The 22,357-nt window shown below is 44.9% G+C and carries 19 protein-coding genes and 1 other RNA gene; 1 reads left to right on the top strand and 19 read right to left on the bottom strand.

Translation table 11 applies throughout. From position 1 onward, the window contains the following. Positions 1–119 precede the first annotated feature (119 nt). From CSX02_RS05960 to CSX02_RS05900, 13 genes are all read right to left on the bottom strand, one after another. Positions 120–767: a DnaJ domain-containing protein gene (locus tag CSX02_RS05960; protein WP_031546263.1), complete on the bottom strand. Its 648-nt coding sequence runs from the start codon at positions 765–767 to the stop codon at positions 120–122. Continuing rightward, a complete protein-coding gene (locus CSX02_RS05955) occupies positions 764–1,615 on the bottom strand; it encodes a DUF5685 family protein (RefSeq protein ID WP_099385994.1) in 852 nt (283 codons plus the stop codon). Before CSX02_RS05955 ends, CSX02_RS05960 begins: the two co-directional genes overlap by 4 nt. 3 nt (positions 1,616–1,618) lie before the next feature. Beyond that, positions 1,619–2,035 carry a hypothetical protein gene (locus tag CSX02_RS05950; protein WP_031546259.1) on the bottom strand — a complete coding sequence of 139 codons (417 nt, stop codon included), beginning with the start codon at positions 2,033–2,035 and terminating at the stop codon, positions 1,619–1,621. Positions 2,036–2,189: 154 nt separating this feature from the next. Beyond that, positions 2,190–2,540, bottom strand: an RNA gene (gene rnpB, locus CSX02_RS05945) — RNase P RNA component class A. Positions 2,541–2,588: 48 nt separating this feature from the next. After that, entirely contained in the window at positions 2,589–4,310 is a 1,722-nt protein-coding gene (locus CSX02_RS05940) for a nucleoside kinase (RefSeq protein ID WP_242970426.1), read from the bottom strand. Then, positions 4,255–5,004: a tRNA (adenine(22)-N(1))-methyltransferase gene (locus CSX02_RS05935; RefSeq protein WP_242970425.1), complete on the bottom strand. Its 750-nt coding sequence runs from the start codon at positions 5,002–5,004 to the stop codon at positions 4,255–4,257. Before CSX02_RS05935 ends, CSX02_RS05940 begins: the two co-directional genes overlap by 56 nt. Positions 5,005–5,022: 18 nt before the next feature. Next, complete coding sequence (rpoD, locus tag CSX02_RS05930) at positions 5,023–6,273, bottom strand: RNA polymerase sigma factor RpoD (RefSeq protein WP_051638070.1); 1,251 nt, start codon at positions 6,271–6,273, stop codon at positions 5,023–5,025. Between the two features lie 74 nt (positions 6,274–6,347). Next, the gene (dnaG, locus tag CSX02_RS05925) at positions 6,348–8,126 is read right to left on the bottom strand and encodes a DNA primase (RefSeq protein ID WP_099385992.1); all 1,779 of its coding nucleotides are present in this window, start codon (positions 8,124–8,126) and stop codon (positions 6,348–6,350) included. A 30-nt stretch (positions 8,127–8,156) separates the two neighbouring features. Then, positions 8,157–9,170 carry a deoxyguanosinetriphosphate triphosphohydrolase gene (locus CSX02_RS05920; protein WP_031546249.1) on the bottom strand — a complete coding sequence of 338 codons (1,014 nt, stop codon included), beginning with the start codon at positions 9,168–9,170 and terminating at the stop codon, positions 8,157–8,159. A 103-nt stretch (positions 9,171–9,273) separates the two neighbouring features. Beyond that, positions 9,274–10,809, bottom strand: a complete 1,536-nt coding sequence (locus CSX02_RS05915) for a hypothetical protein (protein WP_099385991.1) — start codon at positions 10,807–10,809, stop codon at positions 9,274–9,276. Beyond that, entirely contained in the window at positions 10,806–11,432 is a 627-nt protein-coding gene (locus tag CSX02_RS05910) for an ATP-binding cassette domain-containing protein (protein WP_099385990.1), read from the bottom strand. Before CSX02_RS05910 ends, CSX02_RS05915 begins: the two co-directional genes overlap by 4 nt. A 25-nt stretch (positions 11,433–11,457) precedes the next feature. Next, positions 11,458–12,462, bottom strand: a complete 1,005-nt coding sequence (locus tag CSX02_RS05905) for a Gfo/Idh/MocA family protein (protein WP_099385989.1) — start codon at positions 12,460–12,462, stop codon at positions 11,458–11,460. Between the two features lie 36 nt (positions 12,463–12,498). Further along, positions 12,499–14,679 (bottom strand): EAL domain-containing protein, encoded by a 2,181-nt coding sequence (locus tag CSX02_RS05900; protein ID WP_099385988.1) that lies wholly within the window; start codon positions 14,677–14,679, stop codon positions 12,499–12,501. 164 nt (positions 14,680–14,843) lie between these two features. Here CSX02_RS05900 and CSX02_RS05895 point away from each other — a divergent pair, with 164 nt between their 5' ends. Continuing rightward, positions 14,844–15,371, top strand: coding sequence for an NUDIX hydrolase (locus CSX02_RS05895; protein ID WP_099385987.1), 528 nt, complete (start codon positions 14,844–14,846; stop codon positions 15,369–15,371). Here the strand turns inward: CSX02_RS05895 and CSX02_RS05890 are convergent. From CSX02_RS05890 to CSX02_RS05865, 6 genes are all read right to left on the bottom strand, one after another. Then, entirely contained in the window at positions 15,340–15,918 is a 579-nt protein-coding gene (locus CSX02_RS05890) for a thymidine kinase (RefSeq protein WP_031546235.1), read from the bottom strand. The genes CSX02_RS05895 and CSX02_RS05890 overlap by 32 nt on opposite strands. Before the next feature lie 79 nt (positions 15,919–15,997). After that, the gene (locus tag CSX02_RS05885) at positions 15,998–17,314 is read right to left on the bottom strand and encodes a YqeG family HAD IIIA-type phosphatase (RefSeq protein WP_099385986.1); all 1,317 of its coding nucleotides are present in this window, start codon (positions 17,312–17,314) and stop codon (positions 15,998–16,000) included. Further along, positions 17,308–17,988 (bottom strand): hypothetical protein, encoded by a 681-nt coding sequence (locus tag CSX02_RS05880; RefSeq protein ID WP_207653754.1) that lies wholly within the window; start codon positions 17,986–17,988, stop codon positions 17,308–17,310. Before CSX02_RS05880 ends, CSX02_RS05885 begins: the two co-directional genes overlap by 7 nt. Positions 17,989–18,140: 152 nt before the next feature. Next, positions 18,141–19,130, bottom strand: a complete 990-nt coding sequence (gene rpoD, locus CSX02_RS05875; protein ID WP_099385985.1) for an RNA polymerase sigma factor RpoD — start codon at positions 19,128–19,130, stop codon at positions 18,141–18,143. A 471-nt stretch (positions 19,131–19,601) separates the two neighbouring features. Then, on the bottom strand, positions 19,602–20,759 hold the full coding sequence (locus CSX02_RS05870; RefSeq protein WP_099385984.1) for a helix-turn-helix domain-containing protein: 1,158 nt from the start codon (positions 20,757–20,759) through the stop codon (positions 19,602–19,604). Then, a complete protein-coding gene (locus CSX02_RS05865) occupies positions 20,749–22,059 on the bottom strand; it encodes an MFS transporter (RefSeq protein WP_099385983.1) in 1,311 nt (436 codons plus the stop codon). The genes CSX02_RS05870 and CSX02_RS05865 overlap by 11 nt, the downstream gene beginning before the upstream one ends. Between the last annotated feature and the right edge of the window lie 298 nt (positions 22,060–22,357).

Raw genomic sequence — 22,357 nt, 5'->3', positions numbered from 1 at the left:
ATCAGGATGCGAGCTTTTGCATATATGAAAACCAAAATATTCTTGCAAAGTGAAGGGGTTACCGGGTTTATGGACTGAGGATGTTTATCATAAAACAGACTATGAATGATAACTGGATTTTAACATGGAGTGCAACAGTGACAAAACAGATTCAGCAGCAGCATGTCCATGCACCAGCTTCCGCTACCCTGTGTGGCATTCCCGAATCCACTATATCCATATCCGTTGGCACGGCTTGCATACCATGTGCCTCCGCTCATTTGCTCTTTGGCCTGGCGGTATTCCATATTGCTTGGTTCGAGTTCCACGGCATGATTGATTTGCTCCATTGCAACCGTCGTATTGCCCAGTCCCCATTGCGCGATTGCGCTGAAATAATACCAGCGGCCCCGTCGTTTTGAAAAAGGAATATTGTTCAGCACATTGACCGCTTCCTGATAATAACGGTTCGCGATATAATTGGCAGCAGCCTTCAGATAGCTGTCTTCTTCACTTTCCTCATAAGTATTATAATAACTGCCTCGATTCCCGTAATGATTCCCAAATCCAAATGGATCGGAATAGCCTCCGGTCCCCTGCTGTTTTTCTTTCATAATGCGGTCATAAGCCTGCTGCACCTGTTTGAATCGTTCCTCTGCCTGCTCTCGATTCGGATTGTTCACATTGGCATCCGGATGGTATTTTCGACTCAGTTTGCGATATGCTTTTTTGATTTCATCATCTGATGCATTATGGCTGACGCCGAGCACCTGATATGGATCGTTCATAATGTTCCCTCTTGTTTTTTCTCTCGTTTTCGTCGGATATAATGATATTTAGTCCAGACTCCCGAATACAAAATATTGCGCAAAATATCCGAATACAGTAAAATCGGCAGTCGCTCAAAAGATTTCGCGCACTCCGATATCATGGTTGTCATTTGCAGATTGCAAATCAGTTCAAAATTCTGTGACGAATCCTGCCTCAGCGCAGTCAGTGGATTATATCGTCCGTGCTTGATATCCCGGTCTACATCTTCATAGGCATCCATCAGATAGATGAATTTTCCCAAAAACATTCCCAGGATTTTCAGTTCATCATACCACTCATCCTTTTTGTATGCAAAAAGCTCTCCCAGCATCTCGCCGGTCAGTCCGGCCACCAGATCGACATTTGGCTCATTACTCTGCTCATATCCGGACAGTTTTTTCATATAATTTTCGACTGCGTTTGCCTGTCTCGGATAGTCATGCTTTGCCTGCTCATAATCCTTTTGCAGCCATTTCGCATAAGAATGTTTGATGAAATTATGATTGTCATGCCAGTCGTCCTGCAGATTGTGATATGCCAGCAGAACATTCATGGATGAACAGTATTCAAGCAGTTCATTTTCACGCAACTGTCTTTTCTTGAACGGATGCAGATGACAGCTGAAATTTTCACGGATCTGCTCTTTTGGCTCATATAAACCGGTCAAAAGCAGCTGTAAAAATACAATATCATAATTCAAAAGCAGCTGACCCTTCGCACCATATCGGGTGCGCAGGCGCTGACAGAGTCCACAATAATATGCCTGATAAATTTTCTTGTTTTCATCGGAAAGCGAATCGCGATCCACCATGACATATCCAAACATATTCTATGCCTTTCGTACAAATTCCTGACGACACTTCGGGCAGGTGATACACACCTTGCCCCGTCCCTTTGGCACGCGAACCTTTTGCTTGCACATCGGGCATTTAAAATAACTGTAAATCTTGCGTTGTTCTCTGCGCACTCTTCGCTTGTTGCGCCGAATGGCAAATTGATAACGCCAGTTGCAAAACCATTGGTTCTCTTTTTGTCTCTTTGCAATATTCTTGGAAAACATCCGAAAATACATATGAATGAATCCAGCCAGTACCACAATATATAAAATGCTTCTCACAACCGGTACACGGCCGAAAAACAATCCGAGAATCACGAGTGCGAGGAGCACAAATGATTCAGCCTGTCCCAATTGATCCACACCATTTCTGCCATACATGAATCTGATAAATCGATCTCTAAGTCTCATACAGTCACTTCCTTCCTGCTTTCTATTAAGCAATGTTAACTGTCTGAAAGCGCATCGTCAAGCGAAGTACCCTTTTTTAAGAAACATTTTAGAATCCCTTTATGATTGTAAGATTTATAAAAAAAAGAAACCACCATGCAAAACATGGTGGTTTCATATAAGCAGAACGATAAGCCGGGTTATGTCGTTGAGCGATCATCTATCTAGGACGACTGTTGCCAGTCGCCTCAAGCAACCTACCTAAAGCTAGCGGGCCACATCATTGCTTTGATTCGGTCTTGCTTCGGATGGGGTTTACACTGCCACTTTTGTTACCAAAAGCGCGGTAGTCTCTTACACTGCCATTCCACCCTTACCAGCGCAAGCGCTGGCGGTTTCTTTTCTGTTGCACTATCCTTAGAGTTTCCTCCACCGGCCGTTAACCGGCATCCTTGCCCTATGAAGCCCGGACTTTCCTCACCCGCGGGGTTTCCCCACTTGCGGCCGCGATCGCCTGTCCTGCACCTGTGATAATATAGCAGAAAAAAAGCATTCTGTCAAAATCACGCACAGATTATACATGAAATACACTGCCGCCGACGAATTCACGCACAAGGGAATTCTGCGGCACATCATTGTCCGGCATCGGCAGGAAGTAATCCAGGAATTTCAGTAGGCGCTTTGCCTCAGAATATTCCGGCGCCTCGCGCGGAATCTGAAACAGCAATGGCTCTGCGAACACTTTTAAAACAGGCAGTTCATAGAGCAAAGCCGAATTAAAAATCACATCCGCACTGTCCTGGAACGGGAAGATATATTTTTCTTCGCCGGCACGAACCGAAGGCCACATTGCGATGGTCTCCTGTGCATTGGTTCCGCGCGTACGCGCATCACGCACAATACGGCGAATCAGACGGCCGTCTGTCGTCGGAAGCGGATTGTGTTCATCCACATTGAGCTGTGTCAATGCCGAAATATAAATTCTGAATTTGCATTCGTCCGGCAATGAATATGACAATTTGTCATTCAGGCCATGAATGCCTTCTATGACAAGAATATCATTCTCGGTTAATTTCAGTGTTTCACCGCGATATTCACGCTTTCCGGTCTTGAAATTGAAAGACGGCATCTTAATCTCACCGCCGTTGAGCAACGTTGACATATCTTCATTGAATTTCGGTACATCAATCGACTCTAAACATTCAAAGTCAAACGACCCGTCCGGATTGCGCGGGCATTTGTCGCGATCCACATAATAATCGTCAAGGCTGACCGGATGTGGTCGTGTTCCCTTTGCCAGCAACTGAATTGCCAAACGATTGGCAAATGAAGTCTTGCCGGAAGAAGACGGTCCCGCAATCATGACAAATTTGACTTCCGGATGATCTACAATCGTCTGGGCCAGATTGCCGATGCGCTGCTCCATCAATGCTTCATGCGTCAGGATCAGTTTCTGTGCCCGTCCCTGTGCAATCACATCATTTAATGCGCCGATGCTGCTGATATTGAGCTTGTTGCTCCATTCTCTTGAAGCATGAAGTGTATTGTGCAGCTTGTTGGATGTCTCAAGCGGTTTTACTTCATTGTAGATTTTGTCAGGGAACAGCAATACAAAGCCGTCCTCATATGCTTCGAGGTCAAACCATTTCAGATACCGGGTGGACGGCACCATATATCCGTAGAAATAGTCGAGCATTCCGTTTAATTCATAGAGATTCACGCGGGAGCTGCGACGATAATGTAATAACCGTTCCTTTTCATTTAATCCCAGTCCCTTGAAAATTTCTTCTGCCTGCTCTGATTTGTAGCTGACTTTTTTGATTGGGCAGTCCGCGTCTACGATGCAACGCATCTCTTCCTTGACGCGATTGAGTTCTTCCTGCGACAGAATCCGTCTGTTCTCTCCGATGAACTCACAATAATAGCCCTGACCGAGGGAATACATGACTTTTACATGGGTTGTGGTATCCGCAACCGTACGATAGACATTGTCCAGCGCTTTTTGCAACAGCATAGTCATACTGCGGCGGTATGTGCGCCGTCCGTCCGGATGCAGCATCGTCACAAAGCGAACTTCGCCGTCGGCCTTAATCTCTTTGTTTAATTCACGCAATTTGTGTCCAACCTGCGCGAGCATGACCGGTGCATCATATGCATCTTTGTGTTGGAGATACAAATCTTCGAGTGTCATTCCCGCCGGTGCGGATACCTGCACACAGGTATCGTCCGGCAAATAGAGCTTAATCTGATATTCCTGCATTGATAATTTCCCCCATGATGGAATAAGCAGCCTCATTGTATGCCAGTTGCAATTCCACTTCCTTTAGCCTGATTGCAATCGATTCCGTCTGTGTCCGGGTTTCAAGGCCAACCTGAATCGATCGGAGTGTCTTGTTTTCTTTCACCAGAAATTTCCGCAAAACCGGATTTCCGTTTCTGAGCAAAAGCGGTCCATACAAATCGCAGACGATACGTGCATTCTCTTTCATCTTTTGCCACGATTCCCCGCATGAAAGCGGTACGACCTTAAACATCGGATAGTATTTGCCATCCTCAAGGATCATATCCTCATCCACAATTTTGAAATCATTCTCCCTCAGGTAGCGCCGCACCTTATCCACATCGGATTGCGGTTGCAAAATCATTTCTTTGAAATGACGACATTTTTCCGGAAATGCTTTTAAAATGTGAAGTACCACTTCACCACCCATTCCTGCAATAATCAGTGAGTCTGCTTCCCCATCCTGCAGTGCCTCAATTCCATCTGAAAGTCTTGTCGCAATGCGGTCTTCCAGATGATAGTCCCTGATATGTTCGTCAGCTCTCGAAAGCGGCCCCTCTCTCAAATCCATCGCCAGTGCTGATGGATTCGCGCCGGATTGTACCAGATAAATCGGGATATAGGCATGATCCGTTCCCACATCACATATTTTATATCCCGGTGTCACCATGGCAGCAACGGCTTCCATACGCTTCGACAATTTTATCATACTGTATTTTGATCCTTATTATTCGAGATAATCTTTTAATTTTCTGCTACGGCTCGGATGACGCAGTTTGCGAAGTGCTTTTGCTTCAATCTGTCTGATACGTTCACGGGTAACATTAAATTCGCGTCCGACCTCTTCGAGTGTACGTGCTCTTCCATCTTCCAGACCGAATCGGAGAATCAAAACCTTTTGCTCACGATCCGTCAATGTGCCAAGCACCTCTCCGAGCTGTTCTTTTAACAATGTAAAGGCTGCAGCATCCGCCGGAACTGGAACATTGTCATCTTTGATAAAGTCGCCGAGATGCGAATCTTCTTCTTCACCGATCGGGGTCTCCAAAGATACCGGTTCCTGCGAAATTTTCAGGATTTCACGCACACGCTCCACAGGCATATCCATCTCTTCGGCGATTTCTTCCGGAGACGGCTCTCTGCCGAGTTCCTGCAACAACTGACGCGATACACGAATCAGCTTGTTGATGGTCTCAACCATATGAACCGGAATACGAATGGTTCTTGCCTGATCCGCAATCGCACGCGTGATTGCCTGACGAATCCACCATGTTGCATAAGTCGAGAATTTGTATCCTTTGCGATAATCAAATTTCTCAACCGCCTTAATCAATCCAAGGTTTCCTTCCTGAATCAAATCCAAAAAGAGCATACCGCGTCCCACATAACGCTTTGCAATGGAGACAACCAAACGAAGGTTTGCCTCTGCCAGGCGCTTCTTGGCGCGGTCTCCGATTGCGATATCCTTTTGCAGTTCCTTAATTTCATTCTGAATCTCTGCCTTTTCCTCGTCTGAAGCTTCTTCCAGACGACCTTTGAGAATCAGGATTTTTTCGGTAGCCAGATTTCCGGCTTCCATCTGCTGAGCGAGTTCAATTTCCTCATCCGCTGTCAAAAGAGACACTTTGCCGATTTCTTTTAAATACATGCGGACAGGATCTTCTACCGAAATTCCCTCCGGAATGGAAAGATCAATATCCTCGAGGTTGATGCCCTCGAGCTGATCATCGTCCTCCGGAATGAAATCATCATCGTCATCTGTCGTGTCATCACTCATGCGAAGCACATCAATATGCTGTCCCTCGAGTGTCTCCAGCACAGATTCGAGTTTGTCCGGCGCAAGATTCATCCCCTTGAAGAAATCCACGATTTCCTGATATTCAAGAATGTTCTTCTTTTTCTTGCCAAGTTCTAAAAGTTCCGCTACCCTGGCATCGAATTTTTCCTGATCAAAATCAGCCGCGTTTTCCTTGCTCATGTTTGCTTTGGTTTCTTCTACTTCTGTCTTTTTCTTTGGCATTTTTTTCCATCCTTTTTCTTATTCCGGGCATATCAGATCTCGATTTTCATTTTTTCGAGATGCTCAAGTGCCTTTTTATCTTCTATCATTTTCATCAAGCCTTCGATGTCCGAAGGACTTAAGTTCTTAGAGGTTTGCTCGATGCTGTTTTGCTTGATTCGGATAATGGTTTCCTTGATGGCCTTTTCCATATCCTCTTTGCTCTCCACCTTGTGAATCGCCGCATTAAAAATGCCTGCAATCTGCGACTGTTCCTCTGTATCGGTGAAAGCATCAATAATCCGGGCAGGAACAATGTCATTGCCCGATTCGAATTGTTCAAACAACATCTGTGCTGCACGATGACACATCGGATCCGTAAAATCATCCGCGCCGATTTTGCCTTTGATGGAAAGATAAAGCTCATGACGCTCCGCAAGCCATGACAGCAAAAGCATCTGTGATTTTTTCATTCCATCTTCCTTTTTTGGCCGGCTTCGGCCATCCTTTGCGCGGTCATTCTCACGCATCAGTCCTGCGCTCTCTCCCAGACGGTTGACCATCTGCATCAGCTCGTCCTCGCTGACATCATAATTCTTTGCCAGCTCACGCGCATAAATACGCCGTTCCAGTGTATCTTCAAAACTGACAGCCAGTCGTTTGGCCGTCTCGTGAAAGAAACTGCTCTTATCCGTCGGATCACTCATGTCATATTGCCGTGACAGGATCCGAATCAAAAACAAAAAGCTGTTTTCCGCATCCCTGATGCGCTTTTCATATTCTTCCGCCCCATAGGCTTTGATGAATTCATCCGGATCTTTCATCGGTTGCATATTGACGATCTTTGTCTTGATTCCGACTTTATTTAACATCGGAATCGCACGTATTGCCGCATCTACTCCCGCGCCGTCACTGTCATAGGTCAGACAGACTTCTTTGGTGTAGCGTGAAAGCAGCTGGACCTGTTCCTCCGTCAACGCGGTTCCAAGAGATGCAACCGCATTATCGAATCCGGCCTGATGCAAGGATATGACATCCATATAACCTTCACAGAGCAGCATATAATTTTTTTTGGTATTCTTTGCAAAATATAAAGCAAATAAATTCCGTCTTTTATTAAAAATCTTTGTCTCAGGGGAATTCAGATATTTCGGATTGCCGTCTCCCATGACACGACCTCCGAATGCGATTACACGCCCCCGCACATCCATAATCGGAAACATCGCCCGATTCCAGAATTTGTCATGTCCTCCGCGCACTTCATCGATGACAACCAGCCCGCTCTCCTTGAGAAGCATATCATCATATCCCCGTTTGCGCAGATATTTGTAGAGATCGTCACTGTATTGATCCGAATATCCCAGTCCGAAGCGCTGCATCGTTTCGTCCGACAATTCGCGCCCCTTGAAATAATCATAGGCGCGTTTTCCGCGCTCACTGCGAAGCAGGGTATAAAAATATTTCGCCGCTTCCTTGTTGATTGCCAACAGCAGTTCCCGCTTGTCGGCTTCGCGTTTCTTTTCCGGTGTCAGTTCCTGCTTCGGGAGATTGACGCCGGCCCGGTCTGCCAACGCTTCGAGTGCTTCCCCGAAGGAATAATTTTCGTATTCTTGTAAAAAAGTAAATACATTCCCGCCTTTGTGACATCCAAAGCAATAAAACATCTGCTTGCTCGGCGTCACGGAAAAGGATGGCGTCTTCTCCGCATGAAAGGGACAACATCCAAAATAATTGCTGCCCTTCTTTTCGAGTTTTACATAGGAGCCGATCACATCCACGATATCATTTTTGGAACGTACTTCCTCAATTATATCATCTGAATAATATGGCATATCTCTCTTTGTTCTTTCTCACTTTCGTCTTTAATATCCATCTACCTGCCATGCCATCGGAATATAGTGATGTGTGAATTTCTCGATTGCGTACTGGTCTGTCATGCCCGAAATATAATCACATACCACACGCTCTTTTGGTTCACCGTCCTGCAGGAATTTGATCATCTTGTCCGGCAGGTCCTGCTCATGATCCATATACCAGTAGAACAGCTGCTCAATCATGATGTCCGCTTTGACCTCCTCGGATTTTGCAACCGGATTCGTATACAGATTTGCAAACATGTATTGGCGCAGTTCCAAAAATGCTTCATAGCAGGCGGCTGACATTACGATATCATTTTTGCCCATGCTGTTGATGATGATATCATGGATCATATAATCCAGTCGTGCCTTGACATCGAAGCCAAGTTCCCTGCGAATCGACATCGGAATGTCATCTTCGCTCAAAATACCGGCTCTGATTCCATCATCAAAATCCGCATTGATGTATGCAATCTTGTCTGCCAGACGAACGCATCTGCCTTCGAGTGTGTCCGGCATCAGTTCCATCTCATGGTTTAAAATCCCGTTTCGGACTTCCCATGTCAGATTCAGTCCTTCCCCGTCTTTTTCGAGTTTTTCCACAATGCGCACACTCTGCTCATTGTGTTTGAACGCTCCATCCGTCAGACGCGCAAGCGTGCGCTCTCCGGCATGTCCAAACGGTGTATGACCCAAATCATGGCCCAGGGCGATTGCCTCGACCAGATCTTCGTTTAATTTTAAAGCTTTTCCGATTGTGCGCGCATTCTGCGACACCTCGAGGGTATGCGACATGCGCGTCCGATAATGATCTCCTTTCGGGGTCAGAAAAACCTGTGTTTTATTTTTTAAGCGTCGGAACGCCTTGCTGTGCAAAATACGGTCCCTGTCGCGCTGAAATACCGGTCTGATATCACATTGCGGTTCATCCCGGTCTCTTCCTTTGGAATCCACACTCAAACATGCAAATGGACTTAATGTTTCCCGTTCCATTTCCTCTATTTGTTCTCGAATTGTCATAACATTCTCCTTTTTAGGTTCCAAAAAAGTCCTTACAATTAATTATTCCCGAATGAATCCCGTATTCCTTTTTCTGACAGCATTCATTTGTAATATTCTGCGCTTACGCACCGCCCAGGACGGAATGCAACAGTTCCAGCAACTCTCCGGTGATTTCGTTCTCATACGAACCGTAATAAAAGCGGTCGTCCTTGACGAGAATACATCCGACCCAGTCCCCTGCAGAGACGTCATCCATAAAGGCCTGCTGGATATCACTGTATCCGCTGATGGTAAAGTAGGCATCATAGTCTTTAAAATCATCCGTCGCATAATTCACATATCCAAACTGTTCTTCGAGTTTGGTAATCAGCTTCTTCGGGCAGACGGAATATCCCGTCACTTCCTTGGAATACAGGCTTTCGCCTTTCCAGTCCTCATCCCAAAGGAGGAACAACTCATCCTTGCGCCAGAATTCCTGCTTTTCGATATAATTCATCGGCAAATAGGTATGGTTTTCAGTGCCGGCAACCTGCAGATACAGATGATTTTTGTTGATGGACTTATATAACACATTGGCAGAGACCAGGCGATAATAACGGCTCGCCGTATTCTCTCCCTGTTTTGCCAGATATCCGAGTGCCACTCCGGATTCTGCGAGATCACAGTCCGCGTCCACCGGAACATAAACCGTGCTGCCGTATGCAATCGGGCCGCGGCAGAGATCCCCGGTCAGACATTCGCCCACCTGCTTAAAGCGGTCCTCCTCATCCTTTTGGATAAAAAAGATATAGACAAATAAAAATGCAGCTGCCGCGACAACCAGAAATGTTCCCGCGCTGATTCCGATGATTTTTTTGCGGGAGCGCTCCCGTGCCTGCTCAATCTCCGTCTCCGTCATGGTGACATATTTTTCCGGATGTGCAATCACGCGCCCCGGTTTCGGCCGGTATATACAGCGCGCAATCGAATAACTTCCAAATACCGCCACAATGACATAGATCCCGATCAGGATCAGATACAGCACCACCTTACCCGTACTCTTAATCTGACATAGCAAAAGCGCATCCAGGAGACATGATACTTTTTTCATATCCGCACGTCTGATGTACTGTGCTGCCGCAATGACAAGGATTGCGACGGCGATCGTATGAAATACCAGATTACAGAATGCATATGTCAGCCAGGTACTCGTCTTTCGAATAATGACCAGCGGAAAGAGGGAAAGCACAAATGAGATGGTAAAAATCAATACAAAAATGTACGCCCACCGTTCCATAATGGTCGTGCCGTAAAGGCCGTTTAAATATTCTCCGAACGATTTGCCCTCGATATTGCCCCATCCGGCAATTCCTGCAAAAACCTGGACAATCTTCATAATCAGGTAAAAAAGGATATAGCCTTCCGCATAGCTGAAATAGATATAACGGAGTTCACGCGCACTGTCGATTGCTACAAAATGACTGATCCGGTTTCCCGCTTTCTGCACGGAACGAATCAGAAAGAAGCAAAACGCATATGCAATGAATGCAGGGATTCCTCCAAATCCGCCGATAAAGGTATTGATATAAAGCATGATGAAAAAGGACAGCACAACCGCGCCGAGCAGATTCAGCGGTGTCGAATCTGCGCCCCATGATAGACGAAGAAATTTTTTCATTGAATCCCTCCGTTCTCCATATGCAAAATGCGATTGGCATAATCGGATATATCATCCTTTTGATGGGTTGAAAACAATACCGTCAGCTCATGCTCCCTGCGATATGCTTCAATCATATCAAATACCTCCGTTCGCGAACGGGTATCGAGCCCACCGGTTGGTTCGTCCATCAGAAGAAGCCGCGGGTTGCGACTGAGGAAAAAGGCAAGCATCATTTTTTTGCGCATGCCTTTTGAATACATTCGGATCCGCTTTTTCTCATCGAGACCAAAGCAATCCAAACGCGCACGAAAGCCTTCCAGATCAAAGGAAGGCTCTATCTTTTTAAATTCACGGGCAAATTGTTCCGCACGGCGTTCGCCGTTAAAATTCGGTTCCTCAAACATCAATGACATATTGCGCCGGATATTTGCCTCATCTTCATACATTTCTTTGCCAAAATAGCGGATAAATCCACCATCCGGCTTAACCACATTGCCCATCAGCTCGAACAGCGTCGTCTTGCCGCATCCGCTTCGTCCGGAAACAGCGACCGTCTCGCCGATTTTAATGCAAAAAGAGACATCCGACAAGGTGAAATACCCACGCCGGAAATAGATATGTTCAAATTCTAAAGCGTTCATATGCGCCGATTACTCCCTGATATTACTAGTGAAAAAAATTGGTTTCCGTATTCTGGTTCAATCGCAACCGTTCCGCCAGCTTACATACGCGCACACTCTCTTGCTGGCGCATGCGGCAGCCTTCCCAGTCACGCTCCTGAATCAAACGGGCCAGCTCGCGGAATTCATAAACCATACGATGCACATTTACATCCGGCTGATAAAGGATTTCCACTTCTTTGGAACTGTTATCATAAAATTCGAGTGCGGCCTGCAGCGTATTGGTTGGGGCTTTGATTACCAAATAACCTTTTGTTCCCTCAATCAACAGAACCGACGGGCCCTGCGCATCCTTTGCTCCGATACAGGTGCAGATAAAATCCGGATACCGCAATACGACAGTTCCGCTCGTATCCACGCCGCGCATCTGATTGGCAAAATAGATTCCGTCCGAAGGCCCGCCAAACAAGCCCACCGCAAGATGAAGATTATAGATATTGATATCCAAAAGCGCACCGCCGCCAATCTCCGGATCAAAGACGCGCACATATTCTCCTGCCAGGAATTTGTCAAACCGGCTGGAATATTGCGAAAAATTCATTGTCACCTGACGAATGGTTCCGACTCTCGGAAGTGCTTCCTTGATTTGTCCAAAAATCGGCAAATACTGATTGGAAATTGCTTCCAAGACAATCAGATGCCGCTCACGCGCCATCGAAACCAGTTCTTTTGCATGTTCATAGCTCAATACAAACGGCTTTTCGACAAACACATGAAAATTGTGTTCCACCGCTTCCTTTGCCATTACATAATGCATATGATTCGGAACGGCCAGATAGATAAGATCCGCATCAAAATGCTTATCCCTAAGCATCTTGGAATAATTCGAATAGACCTTTTCCACCTGATATTGTTCCTGTAATTGTTGAATGGAATCTTTAGAACGATCGGTGCCACAGAGTGCAACAATCTCATATTCCGGCATCTCTTTCAGTACCGGCAGCATCTGCTGTCCAATCATTCCGAGTCCTACCACTGCAATTTTAATCATGGATATCCCCCGTTCGTATCACTGTTTATTATTATATTACTCTCCCATTGTCAAAACAACCACAAGTAATGCCGTTGCATGATTAACCGGATTGGTCGACAGCTTGCGCACATAAGCGTTGCTGCGCACATTGCCTTCCACACTGTCTTTTAACAGCACCCATCCTGCCGTATCAACCGCATCGTCTACCGCTTTGCAGAATCCCGGTTCCGGTTTTCTCTTTACATCCAGCACTGAAATACTTTCCTTGATATCTTCCTCGTCGACAAAATTTGTGCGTACCAAAAATTGTGCATAGGCATCATTATAGCGCAGGATTCGAAAGTGACCATTCTGTACCTCAATGATTCCGAGCGGCAGATGATTGAACTGTTCAAAGGTACGCGTCAAATCGGAATCATATTCTCCACGCGTCAGATAATCCAGCAGATTTGCCTTGCTGACTGCGTCAATATAATCTTTTGACTCCGGATTCTCAAACGGGATTCCATCACCTTTCTTGTATTTATGATTCAAATCTTCCGAAGAGGTCGGCTTGCTGAAATAATATCCTTGAATCTTGTCGCATCCGATTTCTTTTAGGAAACGGATCTGCTGACGGCTTTCCACGCCTTCCGCAACCGTATCGATACCCAGGCGGGTTACCATCTGCATCAGCGATGACAATACAACCTGGTCTTCATCGTCCAGATTAAAATTTTTCATGAATGCCATATCAAATTTGATGACATCAAAATCAAAATGCTGCAGGACATGCAAAGACGAATATCCGCTTCCGAAATCATCCATCCATACTTCAAATCCTGCTTCATGAAAGCGACGGATCTGTTCTTTCACATAATCCTCTTCAATTCCGGTTACGGATTCCGTGATTTCCATATTCAGCAATTCATGTGGCACACCTGCCCGATCGACACGCCTGATGATTTCGTCGACAATATCGCAAAGTTCAAAATCATAGCGGGACAGATTGATGGAAACCGGAATTGCTCCGAGGTCATCATCCAATGATTTTTGCAGATCTGCCAGCACACAGTCAAGGATGTGCAAATCTGCCAGATGAATCAGTCTTGCATCCTCAAGCACTTCGATAAATTCCGCCGGTGAAATCATGCCTCTGACCGGATCAATCCAGCGGGCCAGTGCCTCTGCATCACAGACTTCGCCCGTCACGGTGCGAACAATCTGCTGATAATACGGATGAATCCAGTTCTTTTCAATCGCTTCATTGAAATGATTAATTACATATTCACGCATTTCAAACTTTTTGCGTAATTTTTCATCAAAATAGGTATAATGCGAGCGGAATAAATTCTTATTCTCATCACATGCAAGCTTTGCACAGTCGCAGGCAATGGTCACATCAACCGCTTCGTCCTCCCGGTCGGACATCACATAGATACCGGCTCTGACCGGAAGTGTCTTTCCCTCGTTGGCCTTTGACAGCGCTTCAAAAATCTGCTCGAGCGTTTCTTCCACATGATGATTCTCCGTATATACCACAAAATGGTCATGCCCCATCCTTCCGCAATTTTCGTTTGCAAAGAACATGCGCAGAATATCCGCAAAAGCACATAACAGTTTATCGCCTTCCGGCATTCCGTATTTGCGGTTATAAAATTTCAATCCGGTCAGATCAAAGAACAAAAATACCGGTGTCTGTTTTTCCTGGCGAATCACATTGCAACCGGCTTCTGCCAATTGCAGGAAATATGTCATATTCGGCAATCCTGTGCGATGGTCGAAGTAAATTTCCCGCACCATCGACTCCTCGTGAATCATTCCGGCCAGCGCTTTTTTCAGGCTGTATCCAATGCCGAATTCCTCATCTTCAACCGTTCCCTCTTCCACATACCAGATCAGTGAAAGCAAATTGCCGTCTCGGTCGAGCATATGTGATCCCACCGAATGGATAATATGATAATTCGAATCCTTTGCAGAGCGTGTACGATATACAATATCATACTGCTCGCCGCCAGCCGCAAAACGCATGCCTTCTTCCTGGGCACGCACCAGATCGTCCGGATGTGTGTAATGATACATATCACGATCCAGCAGATTGATGATTTCTTCCCGCGAAGCGCCAAACAGATTGCACAATCCTTCGCTGACCATGACTGTCTTAATTCGCTGGTTTTCCAGCCGATACAGTGCAAATGGGATCAGGGTATCCTGAAGCAGTCTTTTGATGTTGTCATCCAAATATATTTTTTCCATTGTAAGCCCCCTATAAGAGTTCCTTCCCGAAACATTCCATATAGTACCAATATACCATCCATTTTCTTTTTTGCCAACAAAAATGCGAATGCTTATTACTAGACGAAATTATCATAATCGCATATGATAGAAGTAAACATATATGAGAAAGGACCAAAATCCATATGGAAATGATTGATATCTATGACAAAAACCGCCGGTCGACCGGTATGCAGTTACCACGCAAGACCAAATTACAGCCGGGACAGTTCATGCTCTATGTACTGGCTTTGATAGAAGGAAAAGATGGAAAATATCTGATTACACAACGCGCACTCGACAAGAAATGGGCTGCAGGTGAATGGGAAATACCGGGAGGCGGTGTTGCCGCCGGAGAAAGCAGCCACGATGCTGTCATCCGCGAAGTGCATGAAGAAACCGGACTCGACATCTCAAATGCCGATATCCGGTTGATTGACTCCTATTGTAATGAAGATGCCGAAAGCGGCGATAATTATTTTGCGGATATTTATCAAATCCGAACAGACATTGACCTCTCAAAGGTTGTCGTCGATCCGCATGAAGTCATTGATGTCCGACTTGCCACAATCGATGAAATCAGACAGCTGCATGAGGAGATTGGATTCCTGCATTACAAACGGTTATGCAATGCATTGTCTGCTATTCCTGCGGACCAATCTGACCCATCATAAAATGCTTGCGGCATAATGCGATATACATATCATTGCCGCCAAGTCCAAACTGTTCTCCGGATTCTACTTTCCTGCCATTGCTGATACGCGCATTAAAGCGGGCTTTTTTGCCACACCAGCATATGGTGGGAATCTCCTGGATATTATCTGCGATTTCCATCAATCGTCGGCTTCCCTCGAAAAAATTACCCTGAAAATCAGTTCTCAGGCCGTAGCAAAGAACCGGAATGTCATAATCATCAACAATCTTTGCGAACTGCTCCACCTGCTGTCTGGTCATGAATTGCGCTTCATCCACGATAATTGCATCGATTTCATCCGCATCATAAAAGTTGTCCTGTCGCTGGGCCAGGAATATTTCAACCGCAGTACATTCCCCGGATAATCCCATTCTCGACTGAATGATTGAGAGGCCGTCTCTGGTCTCACAGGCCGGTTTTAAAATCACGGCATTCATTCCGCGCTCCTTATAATTGAATTGAACCATCAACGCGTTTGCGGTCTTTGAAGCACCCATTGCCCCATAACGAAATACTAGTTTTGCCATTGTTAAAATACTCTTTCCTTTTTTCGTTTTTTGTCACGCTTGTTATTTTATCATATGATGGTTCTGTTTCACAGTCACTTTATCGAATCAATTCTTTCGGAATCAGATCATAATCAAAAAGTACCTCGGAATGGTTGTCCAGCACCAGTCTCTTTGCCACAACATCACCGGATTGTTTGTCTATGATATGGCGGTAAATCTTTGAGATACGGTAATACTTGTCCCCTTCTTTGTGAAAATGATGGTTCTGTTCTACCAGCTCATAGCGCTCCGGTAATTCTTCTTCGGCACGCAATTGTGCGAACAGCTGGTTGTCTTCGCACCATGCGCAAATCTGAAATGTCTGATTCGTGTCATTGCGGAATCGATAATCCACATAATTATAATTGACTGAGGTCCCTGCACTAAACGGGACGCGGATGCCGTTCGGATCCGGTGCCAGAGCGTCGGAATGCTGATGGAATTCCGTCACTGTCAGTGGGCTGTGCAGCACCAGCAAATGCAATGTATTTGCAAGATTGCACAAGCCACCTCCCACGCCGGGTTTCAGCTTGCCACATACCAGTACGCGACCCGGACGGTATCCGCGACGCTTGGTTGTCTTTCCCACAGTCTTCCAGAAAGAAAATGTTTCTCCCGGTTTGATCAGCAATCCGTTCATCGCTTCGGCAGCCAGTTTGATATTCACTGCCTTATTGTTCTGCAAGACCGGGTCGATTCCTTTTCCGGTTTTGATCAGACCGTTATGATGTTCATAAACCACAACCGGATATTTTTCTGTACTTTTTTCTTTTGGATATTTCACTCGATAAATCAGATTGCGAAAATGGCGCTTGCAGATTTCTTTTTGCTGCGAAATCTTGTAGCAGGTTGGGTTGATATCACAAAACATTTTTTTCCCCTTTCTCTTTCTTCTGTAACATTTGAGAATCCAGGCCTCAATCCGGCGTCTCCTGCCGATCGGACTGCCGTCCCCGAATCCGATATACCGGACCAGGATGCCGGCAATCCCACATCTCTTTGCCCCATAAATATCTTTGAGAATCTGATCTCCGATACAGATGGTTTCCGACGGTTTCAGATTCATCTGCTTTAAGGCCTGTAAATAGGCTACGCGATTCGGTTTGTCAGCCTCCGCAATATAATCGCTCCCGATATTGCGGTTGAAGCGCTCAATCCGTTCTTTGCTATTATCCGAAAGCAATACCGTCTTAAATCCGATGGCACGAATCATTTGAAACAAAATTTCAATTTCCGGTGTCGCATCCGCATTGTGCGGCACCAGGGTCAGATCGATATCCAGAATCAATCCGCGATATCCTTTTTCATACAGTCGATCAAAAGGAATCTCAAATACACTATTGACATACATATCAGGATAAAACTTGTTTAACATGCCGATACCCCTGCCATGTAGTCATAGACCGTATTGATTTGCTGTTCCAATTGTTCTCCGAAATTGTGTTCAAAAAATGCACTTCCGATTGTAAATGTCCACGGTTGACAGCAACGCACCTCATCGAGTCGTCCAAAGCTGTCAATGCTGCCCGCAAGACAAACCGGTGCATCCACTGCTGCCACAAAACATTTGCATAATTCATAGGCATCCCCTGTATATCGGTAACCCAGTAGGTCAATCCCGTACACGCCTTTGTTCAAATACTCCTGCGCCTGTGCAATCATGTCCTCAATTTCGCCGGACAATACCGACGGCCGCTGCGTGACCGTTCCGACAAACGGCATATATTTCAAATGATGTTCCCTGCAATACTGATTGATCTGGTCCGAATAAATGGTTCCCATCAGATAATCCACGCCGCATTGGGCACCAATCTGTGCGCCTCTCAATCCCTCTTCTTCACTGTAGGCCACAACTTCAAGAAAGGTTTCCTTTCCGGCCTCCCTCATTGCAGCATACAATTCTTTCATTTTATCGGGATCGAGGCCTTCTTCTTTGAACCCCCAAAAATGTGCTTTGGAATTTTTTGCCTGTGCAAAGATCTCTGCCGCATCAGGGACCGTATGATCCTGATAAGTCAGCATTACTACCAGTTCCGGTACATTCATCATATCCGTCAACTCCTTTTTGCTTGATACTCTTATTATAGAAGAATCGTTTCCTGAATGTTTTAAGATTCCATTAAGATTTCCATAAGAAAACAAAAAAGATATCGCAATTTTGAATGAATCACATCAAAATTACGATATCTTTGTTTGCTGTATTATGACTGGAATCCTTCGATTTGGCGGATTCTGCTTGGATGGCGAAGCTTGCGCAGCGCCTTTGCCTCAATCTGGCGGATACGCTCTCTGGTTACGCCGAATTCCACGCCGACTTCTTCGAGTGTTCTGGCATGATTGTCTTCGAGTCCGAAACGTAGTCGGATGACTTCCGCCTCACGCTCGGTTAATGTTTCAAGGAGCTCCTCAATTTTTTCATGAAGCATGATATTGGATACTTCCGTTACCGGATTGGCTGTATCGCTGTCCTCGATAAAATCACCCAGTTTGCTGTCATCTTCCTCTCCGATCGGAGTCTCAAGTGAGATGGTATCCTGGTTTAATTTTAACAATTCACGCACACGTTCTACCGATACTTCCATCTCGTCGGCCAATTCCTGTTCGTTTGGCACGCGGTTTAATGTGATGGTCAGCTCACGCTGTGCTCTCTTTAATTTGTTCATGGTTTCAACCATATGAACCGGTACACGAATGGTTCGTGCCTGATCCGCGATGGCACGCGAAATGGCCTGCTTGATCCACCATGTCGCATAGGTTGAAAATTTATATCCCATGGTATAGTCAAATTTATCGACTGCCTTGAGCAATCCGATGTTGCCTTCCTGAATCAAATCCAGGAAACCAAGACCACGGTTGGTATATCTCTTTGCCACACTGACAACCAGACGAAGGTTTGCATTTGCCAGCGTTGCACGTGCGCTCTTTGCCTCTTCTCCTCCTGCCAAAATAGCCTTTGCCAATTCGATTTCCTCATCTGCGGTCAAGAGCGGATAATTTCCGATTTCTTTCAAATATGCGCGAACACTGTCGGATGCGAAGAAGTCCTCTGCCTCCACATTGACATCAAATTTGTCAAAATCATCATCGGCTTCTTTGTCCTCTGCGTGATCAAATTCTTCTAATTCTTCCAATTCTTCTTTTGTAGGTGTATCTACATTCAAATCTCTTCCTTGCATATTGATTATGCTCATTCAAAATCTCCTTTCACCATATGGGTCCACATTACTATAATTCAGTGTTCTTTTTGAAAATCCTTTTTTCTTTTTCAAAAAAAATATGCTTTGGAACATTTTCACGAAAACGAAAAATCCCCGAGGCAAAATTCGGGGATTTTTTACACCTTTGGGGACGGGGGTTAGCGGATAGTCGGGTGTCCCAAAGTATATAGTACCCCGTCCCCAAAGGTGAGTAACCTGTCCCTAAAGGTATAAAAACATTCTAAATATCGCCCCAAAATAGACCCTTTCGGCCTGTCATCTGGATAAACGATGTAAAATTCGCGAAAATGTCTTTTATGGCCTTTTTTCCAAATAAAATATCATGTTAAAAAATTATAACAATTATTGCAAGCAAAAAAGTGTTCAACCGTTATAAAATAACGTTTGAACACTTTTTATATTTTATCCTTTTGGGACACATTACTCTCCTTTGGGGACGGGGTACTACACCTTTGGGGACACCCGACTATCCGCTAACCCCCGTCCCCAAAGGTTTAATAACCTTTCCCAACAGTCCAAAACCCGGCGAATGTTTGCTTTGTTTTTTTCAGCGGTTTCATCCAGCTTTTTCTCAATCATCGCCGTAACGCTATTGATTGCACTTGTTCCGGAAGAGTCATAACCTTTGACTTTTTCCTTAGCGAAATAATTGTATCTTAGCCCCGAAAACACATCATCTCCAACCTTTGCTTCATCAAAACTACATGCCAGTTCAAAAGCTTCCTGCACATATTCTTCCATCTTCTTCTGTTTGCCCATAAAAGCCATAAGATATGCCATCAAAATGCAAAGAAATGCTCGCAGCTTATATGTGATATTCACTTCTCCCTGAATCCCATAATCGCTCACTATTTTCAGTTCGGTTTTTACAAGATCTGCAGCATTCTGCAAATCTACACCTTTCCCTGTTTTCATAAGGGCATTTACCATATTATTGACAGTCGCCAGCTGGTCTGTATAGTTTTTCAGAAGTGCCAACGAAAAATGTTCAAGAGCCTCTTCATTCTTCTCCATATCCAATAAAACCACACCGATTTCGTTGCATCTTGCTCCGTCATAGTTTGTCCGCTTCAACAACTCGATTGCTTTTGTGGGATCAATCTTCCGATACAAGTATGCCATCTTGGAACGGATTGCAAACTCCATCAGTTCCTTCTCTTCACTTTGAGAAACAAATTCAAGTGCTTTCTCAAAAATCCGGATAGCCTCCTCTGAATCTTTCTTCGCCCTTGTTTCAAAAAACTTATAATTGTACATATCCCCACAGGTATAAAGCACTTTAAAAGTTTGAGGATATCTCACCATCGCATCCTTCGCAATCATGATTGCTTCATCGAATCGATGTTTTCTGGCAAGGGTATCGATTTCCTTGCACATATCTTCTATCTTCTTTGATGATAGTTGAAAGCCCAAAAGCTCATCCATGGAAATATTAAAGAAATCCGCAAGTGCCATCATCATGATGACATCGGGTACATTATTGCCGTTTTCCCATTTCGACACAGCTCCAACCGTGACGCCAAGCGCATCCGCAAGTCCTTCCTGCGTCAGTCCCATGTCCTTACGATATTTCTTTATATTTTCGGCGAGTTTAAGCTGCATCAACCAATTCCTTCTTTCCTTCTATTTCAAAATCAAGCTTACTCATGGAAACAAATATCAATAATACCACCATGATAATTCCGCAAACTGCAATCAAAAACGCGGCGCTCAACCGAACCGATACAATACTAACCAGCAAGGCTGCAATCGGTGTGGCTGCCATTCCACCGGCATTTAATACTGCTCCGGCTCTGGCCAGATAATTCTGATCACAGCTTTTTACAAACTGTATGTTGATACATCCACTGCATACAGATGCTGACATTACCATCATGAAAAAGCACAGACCTGCAAAAGCATATCCCGGCAATTCAGCTCCGCCGAATATGTTTCCTCTGGACATCAAAAACATAAAGACTCCAATGACCATTCCAAAACACACGATTACTTGTTTGGTGGACATCTTCTCTGTAACCATCGGAGTGATAAAAGATCCAACGATACCTCCAATTGCAGCGGTCATTCCTATCATACTCAAAAAGCCGCTTTCCAGCCCATATATGCTCTCTGCGATAGGCGCCTGCAGAGAATTCAGCGGCACAAGGAAGAAATTCATCAAAACAGCCACAAAACAAATATTTAAAATGGCATGATTACGGAGCACATAGGATAAGCCATCTTTAAGCATGGCGCCATAAGATTCTTTTGCGCCGGCATTGTCCTCAGCCTTTTCCGGAGTAGGTTCTTTTATCGTCTCGGCGGATTTTTCAGCAATGGTCTTCGTAAAGAAAACCAAAATTCCGGCAACCACAAAGGTGGAAGCGTCAATAATCATAGCCCCCTGAACACCAAGCTTTGCTATGATTACACCGGCACAGCCTGTCCCGATCAAAGAAAACACATCTGAAAGGCTAGAGCGAAGACTCATGCCATGTGCCAATTCTTCCTCTCTCAACACACTCGGCGTAAATGCGCCGGATGCCGGCAGGCAAAAGGATTCTACTGTCGTAATCAAAAGTGTGAACCCTGCCATAATATATGGATTTACGATTTTGGCCACATACATAAAAGCAAAGATAGCAATGATCACTGCCCTTAAGATATCCGTCACAACGATAACCTTCTTTTTATCCATCTTCTCAACAATTGGTCCGATGAATGGCTGAACCACAATATTCGGAAGCACATTGAGTCCATAAATCAGTGCCGCCCACGACGCGCTTCTCGTAATCTGATATACAAGCCAGGTGAAGGCGATGGCATCAATGGAATCGCCCAATCTGTTGATAACCGAACTGAGCAGAAGCTTTCTGTATTCCCGATTTTTCAGAACATCCTTGTACTTTAAACTTTTAGTCATAATCTATTTCTCCTTCGTTTTCTTGAATATAACTAAAGTATATAGGATGCCTAAATTAATTATAACATAGGAATTGTACATTTGATAAAGAAATAATTTTCCATATTGGAAAATTTGATGTATCGTTTGCAAAGCAAGATGGGACTTGAAGCTTTTCCCCACCCCGAGAAAATGATCCTTCTATCACCCCGGATGATATACCTGAGGATGATTATGCCAATTTAATTGATTCTATAAACCTGAATTATTCACCGATATACGGTGAAGACGGCTAAAAGCCGCATGTTTACTGTGAATC

The sequence above is a fragment of the Agathobacter ruminis genome (genome assembly GCF_002735305.1).
Lineage (GTDB): Bacteria > Bacillota > Clostridia > Lachnospirales > Lachnospiraceae > Roseburia > Roseburia ruminis.
Note: the sequence above shows the minus strand (reverse complement) of the source record. Positions and strands in the feature narration are given on the sequence as shown.

What these genes read in the sequence shown, in the direction of transcription:
- CSX02_RS05960 (WP_031546263.1), bottom strand. Translation starts at nt 767, where the DNA reads ATGAACGATCCATATCAGGTGCTCGGCGTCAGCCATAATGCATCAGAT.
- CSX02_RS05955 (WP_099385994.1), bottom strand. Translation starts at nt 1,615, where the DNA reads ATGTTTGGATATGTCATGGTGGATCGCGATTCGCTTTCCGATGAAAAC.
- CSX02_RS05950 (WP_031546259.1), bottom strand. Translation starts at nt 2,035, where the DNA reads ATGAGACTTAGAGATCGATTTATCAGATTCATGTATGGCAGAAATGGT.
- CSX02_RS05940 (WP_242970426.1), bottom strand. Translation starts at nt 4,310, where the DNA reads ATGAGGCTGCTTATTCCATCATGGGGGAAATTATCAATGCAGGAATAT.
- CSX02_RS05935 (WP_242970425.1), bottom strand. Translation starts at nt 5,004, where the DNA reads ATGATAAAATTGTCGAAGCGTATGGAAGCCGTTGCTGCCATGGTGACA.
- rpoD (WP_051638070.1), bottom strand. Translation starts at nt 6,273, where the DNA reads ATGAGCAAGGAAAACGCGGCTGATTTTGATCAGGAAAAATTCGATGCC.
- dnaG (WP_099385992.1), bottom strand. Translation starts at nt 8,126, where the DNA reads ATGCCATATTATTCAGATGATATAATTGAGGAAGTACGTTCCAAAAAT.
- CSX02_RS05920 (WP_031546249.1), bottom strand. Translation starts at nt 9,170, where the DNA reads ATGACAATTCGAGAACAAATAGAGGAAATGGAACGGGAAACATTAAGT.
- CSX02_RS05915 (WP_099385991.1), bottom strand. Translation starts at nt 10,809, where the DNA reads ATGAAAAAATTTCTTCGTCTATCATGGGGCGCAGATTCGACACCGCTG.
- CSX02_RS05910 (WP_099385990.1), bottom strand. Translation starts at nt 11,432, where the DNA reads ATGAACGCTTTAGAATTTGAACATATCTATTTCCGGCGTGGGTATTTC.
- CSX02_RS05905 (WP_099385989.1), bottom strand. Translation starts at nt 12,462, where the DNA reads ATGATTAAAATTGCAGTGGTAGGACTCGGAATGATTGGACAGCAGATG.
- CSX02_RS05900 (WP_099385988.1), bottom strand. Translation starts at nt 14,679, where the DNA reads ATGGAAAAAATATATTTGGATGACAACATCAAAAGACTGCTTCAGGAT.
- CSX02_RS05895 (WP_099385987.1), top strand. Translation starts at nt 14,844, where the DNA reads ATGGAAATGATTGATATCTATGACAAAAACCGCCGGTCGACCGGTATG.
- CSX02_RS05890 (WP_031546235.1), bottom strand. Translation starts at nt 15,918, where the DNA reads ATGGCAAAACTAGTATTTCGTTATGGGGCAATGGGTGCTTCAAAGACC.
- CSX02_RS05885 (WP_099385986.1), bottom strand. Translation starts at nt 17,314, where the DNA reads ATGTTAAACAAGTTTTATCCTGATATGTATGTCAATAGTGTATTTGAG.
- CSX02_RS05880 (WP_207653754.1), bottom strand. Translation starts at nt 17,988, where the DNA reads ATGATGAATGTACCGGAACTGGTAGTAATGCTGACTTATCAGGATCAT.
- rpoD (WP_099385985.1), bottom strand. Translation starts at nt 19,130, where the DNA reads ATGAGCATAATCAATATGCAAGGAAGAGATTTGAATGTAGATACACCT.
- CSX02_RS05870 (WP_099385984.1), bottom strand. Translation starts at nt 20,759, where the DNA reads ATGCAGCTTAAACTCGCCGAAAATATAAAGAAATATCGTAAGGACATG.
- CSX02_RS05865 (WP_099385983.1), bottom strand. Translation starts at nt 22,059, where the DNA reads ATGACTAAAAGTTTAAAGTACAAGGATGTTCTGAAAAATCGGGAATAC.